Annotated in this window: 9 protein-coding genes; 4 read left to right on the plus strand and 5 right to left on the minus strand. The window is 35.8% G+C overall.

The window, feature by feature from the left end:
* Window positions 1-520 precede the first annotated feature (520 nt).
* From C4S35_RS15000 to C4S35_RS15010, 3 genes are all read right to left on the minus strand, one after another.
* Complete coding sequence (locus C4S35_RS15000) at window positions 521-1,618, minus strand: Fic family protein (RefSeq protein WP_104000962.1); 1,098 nt, start codon at window positions 1,616-1,618, stop codon at window positions 521-523.
* A gap of 305 nt (window positions 1,619-1,923) precedes the next feature.
* Window positions 1,924-2,235, minus strand: a complete 312-nt coding sequence (locus C4S35_RS15005) for a hypothetical protein (protein WP_244175295.1) — start codon at window positions 2,233-2,235, stop codon at window positions 1,924-1,926.
* Window positions 2,236-2,650: 415 nt separating this feature from the next.
* Entirely contained in the window at window positions 2,651-5,086 is a 2,436-nt protein-coding gene (locus C4S35_RS15010; RefSeq protein ID WP_104000963.1) for an aminotransferase class I/II-fold pyridoxal phosphate-dependent enzyme, read from the minus strand.
* Between the two features lie 210 nt (window positions 5,087-5,296).
* Between C4S35_RS15010 and C4S35_RS15015 the strand changes: the two genes are divergently transcribed.
* From C4S35_RS15015 to C4S35_RS15030, 4 genes are all read left to right on the plus strand, one after another.
* Window positions 5,297-5,674 (plus strand): DUF7793 family protein, encoded by a 378-nt coding sequence (locus C4S35_RS15015; protein ID WP_104000964.1) that lies wholly within the window; start codon window positions 5,297-5,299, stop codon window positions 5,672-5,674.
* A 21-nt stretch (window positions 5,675-5,695) separates the two neighbouring features.
* On the plus strand, window positions 5,696-6,634 hold the full coding sequence (locus tag C4S35_RS15020) for a helix-turn-helix domain-containing protein (RefSeq protein WP_104000965.1): 939 nt from the start codon (window positions 5,696-5,698) through the stop codon (window positions 6,632-6,634).
* Between the two features lie 152 nt (window positions 6,635-6,786).
* Window positions 6,787-8,337, plus strand: coding sequence for a DoxX family protein (locus C4S35_RS15025; protein WP_146059566.1), 1,551 nt, complete (start codon window positions 6,787-6,789; stop codon window positions 8,335-8,337).
* A gap of 244 nt (window positions 8,338-8,581) precedes the next feature.
* On the plus strand, window positions 8,582-8,854 hold the full coding sequence (locus tag C4S35_RS15030; protein WP_104000967.1) for a DUF6520 family protein: 273 nt from the start codon (window positions 8,582-8,584) through the stop codon (window positions 8,852-8,854).
* Window positions 8,855-8,907: 53 nt separating this feature from the next.
* Here the strand turns inward: C4S35_RS15030 and C4S35_RS15035 are convergent, their stop codons facing one another.
* Entirely contained in the window at window positions 8,908-11,544 is a 2,637-nt protein-coding gene (locus C4S35_RS15035; protein WP_104000968.1) for a S9 family peptidase, read from the minus strand.
* A 225-nt stretch (window positions 11,545-11,769) separates the two neighbouring features.
* Window positions 11,770-13,182, minus strand: a complete 1,413-nt coding sequence (locus tag C4S35_RS15040; RefSeq protein ID WP_104000969.1) for a RagB/SusD family nutrient uptake outer membrane protein — start codon at window positions 13,180-13,182, stop codon at window positions 11,770-11,772.
* Window positions 13,183-13,192: the final 10 nt, after the last annotated feature.

Below are 13,192 nucleotides of genomic sequence, written 5' to 3' on the forward strand. Positions count from 1 at the left end.
TTTTTACACTAAAAATCATCGGACAAATTTCCCTATCGCAACCCCAGCCGCTCGTGTTTCACACTCGACTCGGGGGTCACTCCCTGCGGCCAGCGCATAAACCCAGATTCCGCATTAGAAATCTACTGCATCTGAATTACTTCACAAAAAAAATATTTTTATAGGAGTTCAGTGAATATATTTCTTTTTCAAAACCAATCACGTACTCCCATTTTTAAAATCAAAATACAAAAGTATTAACTCATTGGTTTTTATTTATTTGCGGTATTCGTTGAACTCTGTTTCTTCATTTAAAAAATAGTCCGTGAGCACTTGTTTTTTTTGAATAATCCAGCTTCGTAACGAAGTCTAATGCAGAATCTGGGTTGAATTCTTACCGTGATTTTTTGGAATTAAAATATAAGGGCGGTTGTGGTGTCATCTCGGCGTAGGAGAGATCACACATGAGAATCGTAATAGATCTGATTTATTTCTGCTTTAAAGAGTATGGGTTTTTTATTTGAAGACCATTTTTTCTTTTTTATTTTACTCTCAAAACTTCTAACAACTTAAAATTCAGATACAACTTCTCTTTCCCAACTTGTTCACTTTTCAAGAAACCATGATTTTCCAATTGTTTTAAGTACGTACCCACCGTTTTTAGATTTCCTAACCCTGCTTTTTCTAATTGACTTCTTTTGGTATATGGTAATCTGAATAGTTCTTCCATTAAATCTTTTGAATATATTTTTGGAAGTTGCCTTTGTATTTCTTTTCCCATTTCATTCATCAATCCCTCGATTTCGGCTATTTGGTTTCTACCTTTTAATGCTGTTTGTTCTACCATATCGAGCATATACATAATCCAATCTTGCCAATTACCTTCTTCTGTTACTTTCCTTAATGTGGTGTAGTATTTGTCTTTGTATTGAATAATGTAATTACTCAAATATAATGCGGGTAAATCCATTAATTCTGTCATTTTCAAGTAGAGTAGAAGTATAATTCTCCCTGTACGGCCATTTCCATCAAAAAAAGGATGTATTGCCTCAAACTGATAATGAATGATTGCCATTTTAATTAAAGGATCAAGGGTATCTTCTGCGTGAATGAAGTCTTCAAGATTTTTTAGTTTTCCCCGGATGACATCTTCTCCTTCGGGGGGTGTATAGACTACTGTATTTGTAATCGGATTTTTTAATTGAGTTCCTGTTGTATTTCGAATACTTGATTGATTTTCTTTGATAATTTGCATTAATGCAACAAACAAATTGGTCGTTAAAATTGGTCGTTTATTTATTTGATCTACACCATACCATAGAGCATCTTTATAGTGCATTACTTCTTTTGTAGCGGGATTGTCATTTTTTCTCTCGGCGATAGAAGCCTTGAATAATTCATCTTGGGTCGTGATAATATTTTCTATTGCAGAACTCGCTTGGGCTTCCTGTAAATTGATTGTATCAATAAATAATGTTGGATTGGGTAAGTTTGTAATAGCACCCTTCAGTTCTGACAAAGCTCTACTTGCTGCAATTGTCTTTTTTAGAATTAGTGTATTTTCTATTTCTGCTTGTGGTGGCAATAAGGGTAAATCGTTATACGGAATTTCCGGATTGTAGTTTATTTTATTACTCATTATAGATGATTTAAACAAGGGTAATTATTACCCTTGTTTTATTTTGAAGTGTAAATATAGTTAAAAATTACTCTCGTTGTGTTCTTTAGGGCAAAAATTGCCCTCGTTGTTTATGCGCCAGCTATTATGCTACTATCACTATGAGAATTTCCTATTATTCATATTTTGAATCTTTAATTAAGCTCAAAATGGGTGTTTAAATTTTCTATGTAGTATGCAATTCTGGAATTTAAATAAGTAATTTGGGAGTATTAATTAAAAATAAAAAAAGATGCCTATTATATTAAGCATCTTTTCTTTTTTCTTTAGTCTTTTTTGAATTGGTTTTGCTCTTCTGAAAAATTGAAAAGGATTACCATGCTGCCTTTGAATGGATTGAATGAGGGTTCATATTTAATATATCCTTTTTCGTTTAACTCTCTTATACATTTGTGATACGTTGCTGTGGAACAAATTTTACTAATGCGCATCACTTCTTCTCTGGTTATGCTTATCGGGTTTTGGAAATGGTTTATGTTCCAGTATTGGAATAATGTAATGTATAGACTGATGTGAGTAGGGTTGAGGTTCTCATCTTGTATGATACGGTCGAAGAAACCAGTGAGATGGTGTTTCATGTAATTCATTTGGTAGTGTTCGGTTTTTTAATATGTGGTTTTTAATGGTTAGTGTTCAGTGATCACTGTTCAGTGTTCAGTATTTAGTGTTCAGTGTTCAGTGTTCAGTGATCAGTGTTCAGAATTTAGTGATCAGTGGTCAGTGTTCAGTCTTAAGTGTTCAGTCTTAAGTCTTCAGTGTTCCGTATTTTGTGATCAGTTTTTAAAAGCAGTAATCTGTTATCAGCATTAAGAGTTGTATTACATGTTTAGCGTTTAGGACTCTGATTGCCGGTTCATTAAGTACAAAATATTAAATTTGAAGAGATTACTGCATCAGTTTGGGCAAGCCATCTTTTCCTCCTTTGATCGAATCACAAAATGGGGGATAGATAAGGCTTTGTTGTACATTTATAGTTAATAATTGTTAATTTTTTTAGTGTATTTTATCATCGTTTTGAAGTGTTCCCATCAATTCCATTGAAAAATTATCTCTGGCCTGGATGTAAGCTACTTTCGGAATTACTGTGGCACCCAGTTTTTTCTTTTCAAAAGTGGCTGAAAAACCAAAATCTATTTTTTTAAAATTTAGTTCCTTGGCGCGTTTAATTCCTTGATACAAAAGTTGTCTGTAAATCTGAAATTCTCTAACATAGTTATAATCCATTCCTATCAAAGAGGGAGAATAGGTATAGTTGCTGTTTTTATAACAAAAAAGCGTGCCCACTAATTGCCCCTGTTGTTGCTCATTGTCTTCATCTTTTAAATATAGCATTATAAATTCCCAATTTGGGTCGGTGACCATGGCTATAAATACGTTAGGAGGATAGGTAAAAGTGTTAAAGGCGAGATTATTGTTTTTTACGTTTTTATAGAGTTGATAGATCTGTTCCGTTTCTATTATAGTTAGTTCATTTTTTATTACTACATCAAAAGCCTTTTCAAAGGGAAGCACTTCTTCGATAAAATGGCGTTTAGAACGTGGGGAAAGTTTGTTGGTAAAGGCTTGTGGAGTGTCCCATTCCAGATTTTCAACCACACAGGAGTCGGGCATATTAGCTTTTAAGTAACCTTGATTATGGAATATGCGATTTAATTGTTCATTTTCTTCAAAGTCCCTTAAGACTAACATATCAGCATTTAAATGATTGTAAAGAGTTTCTAACTCTTGCAATAGCATTAGAATAGCTTCTTCTATTAATGGATGTGATGTATTAAGATAGCAATGATTTCCTTCGGTGAATAAAGACCCCATTCCTAACACTTTAGAGGTTAGATATAAAGGATTTTTTATTCTTTCCTCTTCTAAATGCTTTGATATTGATTCTGTTGCCATCATGTCGTCTTTCCAAAGTCCATAAGTAAAAAAAGTGGCTATTAAAGGAATTTCATTTTTGTCCTTGATTATGTAGTAGTGGAAGTCCCATTTGTTTGCAGGTTCATCAGAATTGGCAAAAGCAACTTCTAAAAAATGAAGGCCATCCCAATCAAATGTGCTTTGTTGTCCTAGTAACTCATTCCAAGTAGGTTTGTCCATTTTTGATATCGATGTTTCATATTTCAGTTGTAACGAGGATTTGTCAACTATTGTGTCTATAGTAGTATGGGTCTCGACCAAACCAAATGCACTTTGTATTTTGCTTAAGCTATTTCCTGTTTCTTTGAGCACGATGGGTAAATACTTTTCTATTGCTTCGACTAATGCTTTTATTTCTTCTTTTTGGTTGTGTCTCGAAAGTGTGATGCGAATCCCTGTGTTTTGAACAGGAACCGCTGGATATATTGCAGGATTGACAAAGAATCCTTCTTCGAATAGGTTTTGAACTAATTTATAAGAAGTTATTGGTATTGCCGTACCAAGGAAAAACACCGGTGAATCGTTTTTGACTATTATTGGTAAAGCCGTTTTAGAAATTAATTCATTAAAATAGGCTATTTTTTCGGCTAGTTCCGATTGTAAAATGGTGATCTCTACAGACAGGTGGATATCTGCAGCAGCTATGGCAGCAGCTACCGAAGCTGGCTCCAGTTGTGCGGAGAAAGTTAGCGGGCCACCAAAAACTTTTATTTTTTCGCGAAGCTTTGCATTTGGACAAAGTAAAACGGCGCCACTGGCTCCAAATGTTTTGCTTAATGTCCCCATAATCATCACGTTGTCCGGTATTTCTTTTAGTACGCTTAACACGTAGCCCGTGCCGTTTTTACCCTTCCAACTCATCCCGTGGACGTCATCAAAATACAAATGCAGTTGTGGATATTTTTTACTAAGTTCCATTAGTGCTGCAATAGGAGCATAGTCACCAAACATGGAATAGACTCCGTCAGCCATATACCAAATTTTTTTGCATTTTGACATCAATTGCTTGATTTTATCTTCTAGCAAAACCATATTGCTGTGCTTAATCATTTCGACTGGAATACCTCTTAATTTGAGTAATTGGCAAGCAGTTTGAACACTCCAGTGGACCTGATGATCGAGAATGACTCCGTCTTCATCTCTCACCGCTGTTGGAATTACCGCCATATGACCGAGGGTACTGTTCTTGGTGATAATAGTAGGAATACCGTACATAGCCTCCATTTTAGCTTCTAGTTCTGCATATAGTGGATTTGATATGTAGGATTTAGATAATGGAAATTGGGTTCCAAATTTTTTTATGGCATCAATTGCTGCTTCTTTCAATCTGCTATCTTGCTCTAATCCAAGGTAACCTGTAGTTCCAAAATGGAACATTTCTTTGCCTTTTATTTGAATTGTTCTCCCATTTAAGGATTTATCCTCTGCATAAAGATGCATTACGCCCTCTTTTTTCGCTCCTGAAAATACTTCATCAACGGTATCAATAAAGTTGTTGTGTTTAATTTTTGCCATAGTGTAAGGTTTTGATTATTTTTATAAAAGTGAGTATAAAAAATTAGATATTTTGGCTTTTTTATGCGAAAATCCCTATATGACATGTAATACTCCCGAATTGACAACAATAATGAATAATTGTTACTTTTTGTATAAAATTATTAGTATTTGTTAATTATTTATGAATAATATTTCATTTATTTGTGCTGTTTTACTTAATATTACCAAATGGATATAGACGGCTTTGAGAATGAATTTGCCCGTTTTTGGATTGATGGGACTATTCTTTTTTTTATATATAAAGATAATGTCAGCATTAATTTAGAGGCTGCAGAATGTATTGTAGCTGATAGGATTCAGTTTCAAAATGATGTGGCTTATCCTATTTTTTGTGATGCCCGAGGCATTGTATCCATGGATAAACCAGCACGAGATTATTTAGCACAATCGGGTTCGTTGCTTATTAAAGCAGTTGGTTTACTGGTCAACGAACAAGTTTCTGTGATGGTAAGTTATTTTTATCTTAAAATTAATAAACCCAGTGTTCCTACCCGACTATTTACAGATCAATTGGCCGCGATAGCATTTGCTTCCAATTATATTTAGTTGTACTAAAAACTCTTTTTAATGCTATGGTATTTCATGGAAGATAAAATTAATCATGAACGTATTAGGCCTATTCGCCAAATGTTGCTTGAAATGGCAGTAGGGAATTTCAGCTATCGTATTCAGCGGAGTACAGCTGATGATGAAGTGGAATCCTTAATATTGCTGTTGAATATGGTAGCCGAAGAATTAAAGTCCTCTTTTTCTCATCTGAGTTATGTAAATCCACACAACAGCTATAGTTCCTATGTTCAGGCCAGTTTTATTGTAGATTCCAGTTGGATAGTAAAAAAGATAAGTACAGATGTATCTGTTTCATTGGGATACAGTCCAAAAATGCTTTATGGAGCCGCTTTTGAAATTATTTTATCAGAAGAATCCGCTGTATCTTTTAATACCATCAAGGAGAAATTGTCAAAGAATAGTAGTTATTCAGAAAACTTGGAGTTGGTTTTTGTAAGCCAAAACCAATTGCTTGTGCCTGCTTTTTGTAACATTTGCCGTTTTATGGATAGTACTAAAATATTAATTAGCTTAGTTACTACAATAGTTACTACAGCAGTTAAGGATAATGTTATTGCCGATGATTCTTCTGCTGTCCCTGTGATTCCAAGAAAAGAGTTCGTTTATCGTTTGTCCGATGTACAATTAATTCAGCAGGTTTACGATTATATTTTAATTCATATTGATAGTCCTTTACCAAATTTAAAAGAGCTATCTCATATTTTTGGTACAAATGAGTATAAGTTAAAATATGGTTTTAAACATTTATTTAAAACCACTATTTATCAATTTTATAATGTAGAACGCTTAAAAAAAGCACATTTGTTAATTGAGAATACTGGCATACCACTTAAAGAAATTGCTGCAATGAGCGGGTTTATAGATTACTCTAATTTTTCAAAAGCATTTAGGAAATCGTATGGCTATGCACCTAATAAAATTACAAGAAAGCAATAGCGACAGCCTTTTCTACTGCCTTAAATACGATGCTGTTTTATAATGGGTGTGTAAATAATACCTTTTTGACAACTAAATACTACCGATTTGCAAAGCCTTAGTCTTTTGTTTATCGGAATTTTATATCGGATTAAATTTAAATGTTTATCGATATGAAACTACGTGCAACAACTCAAATCATTCTTCTTAACAGTATCTGTCTGCTATATGTTGTATTGTTTATTTATGCGGCAGTGAGTAAATTGCTGGATTTTGAGCAATTTCTTTTGCAATTGGGACAATCACCTTTGCTGAGTGTTTTTGCGGGTTGGGCCGCAGTGGGTGTGCCGACAGTTGAACTTTTTATTTCCTTACTTTTGATTTTTCCTAAATTTCGTCTTGCGGGACTTTTTGCTTCCTTTAGCCTCATGGTGATGTTTACTACTTATATCATTATCATTTTATATTTTAGTGCTTTTATTCCTTGTTCTTGCGGTGGTATTCTTGAAAAAATGAACTGGACACAGCACTTAATTTTTAATATTGGCTTTATAGTTCTAGCTATTTTTGGATTAGTTTTAAGCGGAGAGTCGGTTTATTTTGAGGTTAATTCTGTCCAAAAGGAACCTGTAAATTTCTTGTTTTTTTTTAAGAAACGTAATGCTTTAATTCTGTCCATTTGTTTTTTATCCAGCGTATCGCTAGTCGTTTTATTGTATGCTTTATCGGAGCATTCCATACACCGTAATAACAGTTTTTTGCGCAGGTATCCACATCATCCCGTAACTCAGTTAAACGGCTTACCTATTACGTATAACTCTTATTATATCGCGGGTGTCGCAAATGATCGTATTTATCTTGGAAATGTCACTGCACCGTTACACCTGTTAAGTATCGATACCAGCCTCCATGATGTGAAACCAATCCGTCTTCGATTGGAGAGACGACATAATTATACTTTTTCGGCTGTTCAGATACGCATAAATGCCCCCTATTTTTACCTTATTGATGGAACGGTACCTATTATTTTTAAGGGCACCATCTCTGAGTGGTTTGGCAGACCTTTAGTTAAAGAGAAAAAATATTTTTCCCTATTGGAGCCTATGGATTCTAATCATTTTGCTTTAAGAAGTATGAAACCATTTACTAATGAGTATGTACTGGGAGCAATCTTTGTTAATGATAGTTATCATCTGAAATTGGCACCTCATTTACTTCAAAAACAAGTTGATGGTACCTTTGATACTGATGGTATGCTTACTTATAATAAGCAGATCCAGCAACTGATTTATGTGTATTATTATCGCAATGCATTTGTTGTTGCCGACCGGAATTTGCAGACAGTGTATCGTGGTAAAACTATTGATACCGTCAGTCATGCTTCTATAAAGGTCGCATATCTGCATACCAAGAAGGAAAAAAAGCTTGCGATACAGCCACCAATGATTCAATTGTTTAGTACTTCTGCAGGGAAATATCTTTTCGTCATATCGAATCGTCTTGGTCGTTATGAGCCTGAATCAATGTTAAAAGATGCTTCTATAGTTGATGTTTATAATTTGCAAAAGCAAACCTATGAGTTCAGTTTCTATTTATATAATTACAAGAACGAGAAAGTAAAGAGTTTTAAAGTTTATGGGAATTTACTCATAGCCCTGACGGAACACTATATTGTTACTTATAAATTAAAAGCCAATAGTTTTGATTTTACCCTTCAGGATTAATGATTTCCCTGACACGTAATTCTATCCATTTTTGTGTTTTTTCACGCTGCAAAAAGCACGGAGTAAGTTTGAATGTATCTCTTTTGAAAGGGTAAATTGTTAGAGTACATGCTTGGAATGATGACTCACGACAGGTTATAATCAGATTCAACAAATAAAAATATATATGATATACCGGCCAGTATCAGGGGAAGATCGAAAACCTGTAAAATAGAGTAGATCCTCATGTTTAAATTTTATTATTATGAAAACTAGAATTTTAAAAACAGTTCTACCTGTGGCAGCGATTATGTTTGCCATTGCAGGTCCTTTTGCCTCACAAACTTCAGGTAAGGGAGTTTTGGCAGTACAAACGGGTTATATTGATGCTCCATCACCATGCAGTGAAGCTGTAACCTGTAATACAAATGTTGGACCGCTGTGCACCCTTTTGGTCAATGGGATTCAACGTCAGGCCTACGGCAAGATTAATCCTCAGGATTCAAACTGTACGAAGGTTCTTTACAGAAATAATTAAGAACTTTTAAATTAATGATTAAAGGTGTCCGGAGATCGGACACCTTTTTTATTTTAATTATTAGCCATCCAGCCCGCTGGTGGTACTCCTTTTAAATAGTAGTCAAACCAGTTTTTGACACGGAAATAAAGATCTTCTTGATAGGTCTGATCTGTGAGGACATGTTCTTGTCCGGGATAAACAATAAGAGTACTTTTTTTATGCAACCTCCACAACGCAGTTTGCAGTTTCGTACTATTTGACCAGTCTACGGACTTATCCTCATTCCCAGTCCATATTAGTAAAGGGGTATTGATGTTTTGAACGCTCCCAATAGGAGAATTTTTTAAAAATTCCTCGGAGTAAAATGGAGCTTGTATTCGGAATTGCTGGTTTTCAAAACGCCAAATATTTGATTGCCCATAGCCACCAGATGACAAATAGAAGCTTAGTAAGTCCGTTGCCGGAGCGCCCGCTACAGCAGTTTTAAAGATATTGGTATGACCGATAATATAAGTTGTTTCTACGCCGCCATAAGAATGTCCTATCAGTCCTATATTGTTTTTGTCTACCGAGCCCATTTCTATAACTTTAGCTACTGCTGCCTCCACACAATTAAGTGCCGAATTTCCGGGCTCGTTTAACTTGTATGCTAAGTCTGGCATCAGTACAAAATACCCTTCTGTCGTGAAGTTGGTTGGATTAAAACCATTGATTAATTTCAAAGAGGGTGCTACGTAATTATATACCTCATCCGATTTTTTTTGGTAAATGTTTACGATCATTGGATATTTCCTTCCCGGAACATAATCTGCAGGATAAAATAGTGCCCCTTTTAATGGCTTTCCATCGGCATTTAGGTAATGAATCAATTCTGATTTTCCCCAAAAAAAGTCTTTTTGTTGCCCATTGGCTTGTGCTATTTGTTTTTCTTTTCCGGAAGCGGTCAGCAGTATTAGTTTTGGAGAAACATCAAATCGACTTTCCATAAACTGAAACACAGGACTGTTTTTTGCCTTTTGAAGCGCAAACAACTTCATGTCCTTGCGAATCAATTCTTTTATTCCTGATGATTTATTCCAAATGGAGTAGGTTTGTTGCAGTGTAGTATTGTCCATAGTTTCAATTAATAATCCCTCTTTGTCAGTATATGATTTTGCCACGAAGCCATAAAAATTATTTCGAACCAAGCGCTGAATTTGGCCGTCATAAATACGGTAAGTGATTTGTCTTTTTCTGCCGTCCGTTATTTTCTCTTTTTTACTGCCATCATTTGTCATCAGCCAAATATCAAACTGGTCGTAGAGAATGATTTTTTCATCATTTGAAGTCCAACCGGGAAGATCATAAGGAGGAATGGCACCAGCCTGATCGCACTCTACATCATAAAAAGGAATGTTCATTTTAGCAGTAATACAATTGCTTTTTCCCGTGGCAATATTGTATACCCACCAATTGTTTAATTTAAAATAAGCTACATATTTTCCAGAGGGGGAGACCACTGTGTGCTTAAATTCGTTGATTATTTTTTTTACAATCAATTTTTTATTCCCTGTTTTTAAATCTTTCAGATAGAGATCGATGTACTCTCCCACATATTCAAATTGGGGAAGGTATTCGATAGTGTTATATACTAGCGCATTTTTTTGGTCACCAGTTAGCACGGCATTCGGATGCTGGTCATCTTCTACAGCTACAATTGTATTGTTTTCTGGCCACCAGACGGACCATTTTTCTATACTTACCCACGGTTTATCTTCTTTTTTTGGTGGTGGTACTTGTTTGTCATTCGTGTTCCAAATGCTAATTTCGGATAGTTTTTTCTGGGTGTCCGTTTGTACTACTTCTTTTTCATTCGCTACGGCACGGATGTTTAAGAACAATTGTTTGCTGTCGTCAGAGAGGTAGATTTTTGATAGGGGTATCCAACAGTCTTTTGGGAAGGAAGCTGTTGTCAATGGATCAAGTATTTTACTTTTCGGTGTGCTATCCATATTGGAGCAGAAATGAACTTTGTTGCAGCTTAATTCTGGATTTTCATTTTTGCATTCTTCAAAGAAAGCTAATGCCTTCCCAGACTTATTCCATGCTAAGCCCGAGTAGCTGTTTTGGGAGTTCTCTGCGATTGTTGTTGCTCGAAGTGTGTTGGAAAGATCAATTGTTTTTACTGTTTTCAATCCTTTTTCCTCGGTAATAATTGCCAACATATTGCCGTTTGGGTTTAAGTTTTTTTTCTTTACGTTTTCAATAGTGGTTGTTATAAAGGTTTTCAGATTATGAAACGTAAATGTTTTCAAAGCTTCGTTGTACAATAGCAAGTATCGGCTATCTGGTGTAAAGGTACCTTGGGAAAGCTCTTCAAATCGCCGCATTTTTCCAGTATGTAGGTTTAAAAGGTTTAGACTATCATTTTTTATAAACGAAAACCAATTGCTGTCGGACGTAAAATTTTCACCATGTCCTGATGGAAAGCTGTACTTGAAGTTGGTTGCTGTATTCTTCAGATATAGCGTGTCTTTATCATCCGCATGACTGATGGAATAGGATATCCAACTGCCATCGTCCGCTAATTTACCGGATGCTAACGTATTCCATAGTTTATAGTCATCAGGGGTCAATTTCCGTTTTTTTTGTGAATGACATTTTATTGGCAATATTTGCAATGCAATAAAGAGTAGTGTAATCGTATTTATTCTGTATAGTAGTTTCATAAGTGTTGTTTTTCCTCTTCCCAGCCCTCTCCTAGAAGAGGGAGCGAAGAATGAATTGGATTCAAGATTGTCTAGTATTAAAAATTTTTGCTCAGTGCCTTTTTTGGTTCATTCCATTTAAAAAAAAACTGAGATGTTGGAACGAAAAAATATTTCGTCTTCGACTCCGTTCGGGATGACTTGCAAGAGCTTACCGTTTTTAATAACCATACCTTAGGAATTGCTTTAATATCCGGGATTTTGCGGAAGCAGATTACTGTTCAACAAAAGTTCCGTTTCTGGCAATGGCCATAATAAGTCTGTTGGATTCCAGCCTGGTTTTATAGCTGATAATACGTAATTGGATTGCCCGCTTCTTTTGAGGTCAAACCAGCGTTGGCCTTGTTCGGTGAACAGTTCCACACGGCGCTCTTGCAATATAGCTTCCAGAATTTCTTGCTTTGTGTTGGCAGTAGTATTGGCCAGGCCCGCGCGATTCCTGATTTTGTTGAGGTCTTCTTTTGCCCCAGTGCTGTTTCCTTGCTGTGCTCGGGCTTCTGCCCGGATTAAATACACTTCTTCCAAGCGAAACAAAATAGAATATTCGGCAGAGGAGCCTGTATTATTATTTTGCTTGTATTTATTAGGGTAATACCAGTTTTGGGTTCCATCAGAAACAGTACCTATCCAATGGTTTTTTCTCTGGTCTCCTGTTTCAAATGCATTGCTCAAATCCACAGTTAAGGCTCTGTTGGGAGGGGGACCGGATGCAAAGATGAAATTTTGGCCTTCTAAAGTATTTTGGCCATCTCCTTGCGGTTTTAGTTGCCAAAGTGTACTTGCGCTGTTTTTCAGAAAAACTTTATCCAAGTCATCTTCTAATGCATATGTTGCGGTATTATTGATTATTAAATTGGATGTTGTTTCTGCAGCTTCCCAATTGCTAGCATACAGTTGTACTCTTGCAAGGAAAGCTTCGGCTACAGTTCGATTGGGGCGTACCCGCTCTCCACCGATATAATTTGCCGGTAGCAGTGTTTCTGCTGTTTTCAGATCAGTAATTAGCAAGGGGTACAGTATTTCCTGGCTCCATTTTTTAGCTTTAGCGTTGACTTGATAGGCCGTTGAGGTGATATATGGGATTTCTCCAAAGAGGTTCAGTAGATAAAAGTGGATGTACGATCTCACAAACAAAGCTTCTCCCTTTAATTGATTTTTATCGTTCTGTGAAATTCCCGTCGACCTGTCAACGCCTTCCAGTACTGCATTGGCAGCAAATACTAAATTGTAGCTGTCGTTCCAGGTGCCCGTAACTGTTGTATTGGAAGGCAATAGGTTGTTTTTAAAAAAAGCTTCTTCGGGAAGACTGCCGTTACTGTAATAAGCCAGTTCATCCCCGTAACTTCCCAGTAGGATTGAAAGTCCATTCAAATCTCCTGTCACCAGAACATTGTTCCGAAATCTCCCATAGATGTTTACTAAAGCCGCTTCAGCAGTGGCCTTATCCTGAAAAACGCTTTCGCCGGTAAGCTGTGAGTCAGGCACATCTACATCGACAAAACTCTCACAACTGGAAAAGAATATGGTCAACGTTATAAAGAAACTTATAAGCCATAGTATTTCAACTATATTGATAAAATTATTTCGTATGAATTTCATGTTATTTTGT

The organism is Flavobacterium urumqiense (assembly GCF_900108015.1).
GTDB lineage: Bacteria > Bacteroidota > Bacteroidia > Flavobacteriales > Flavobacteriaceae > Flavobacterium > Flavobacterium urumqiense.

What these genes read in the sequence shown, in the direction of transcription:
- C4S35_RS15005 (WP_244175295.1), bottom strand. Translation starts at nt 2,235, where the DNA reads ATGAAACACCATCTCACTGGTTTCTTCGACCGTATCATACAAGATGAG.
- C4S35_RS15030 (WP_104000967.1), top strand. Translation starts at nt 8,582, where the DNA reads ATGAAAACTAGAATTTTAAAAACAGTTCTACCTGTGGCAGCGATTATG.
- C4S35_RS15010 (WP_104000963.1), bottom strand. Translation starts at nt 5,086, where the DNA reads ATGGCAAAAATTAAACACAACAACTTTATTGATACCGTTGATGAAGTA.
- C4S35_RS15035 (WP_104000968.1), bottom strand. Translation starts at nt 11,544, where the DNA reads ATGAAACTACTATACAGAATAAATACGATTACACTACTCTTTATTGCA.
- C4S35_RS15000 (WP_104000962.1), bottom strand. Translation starts at nt 1,618, where the DNA reads ATGAGTAATAAAATAAACTACAATCCGGAAATTCCGTATAACGATTTA.
- C4S35_RS15025 (WP_146059566.1), top strand. Translation starts at nt 6,787, where the DNA reads ATGAAACTACGTGCAACAACTCAAATCATTCTTCTTAACAGTATCTGT.
- C4S35_RS15020 (WP_104000965.1), top strand. Translation starts at nt 5,696, where the DNA reads ATGCTATGGTATTTCATGGAAGATAAAATTAATCATGAACGTATTAGG.
- C4S35_RS15040 (WP_104000969.1), bottom strand. Translation starts at nt 13,182, where the DNA reads ATGAAATTCATACGAAATAATTTTATCAATATAGTTGAAATACTATGG.
- C4S35_RS15015 (WP_104000964.1), top strand. Translation starts at nt 5,297, where the DNA reads ATGGATATAGACGGCTTTGAGAATGAATTTGCCCGTTTTTGGATTGAT.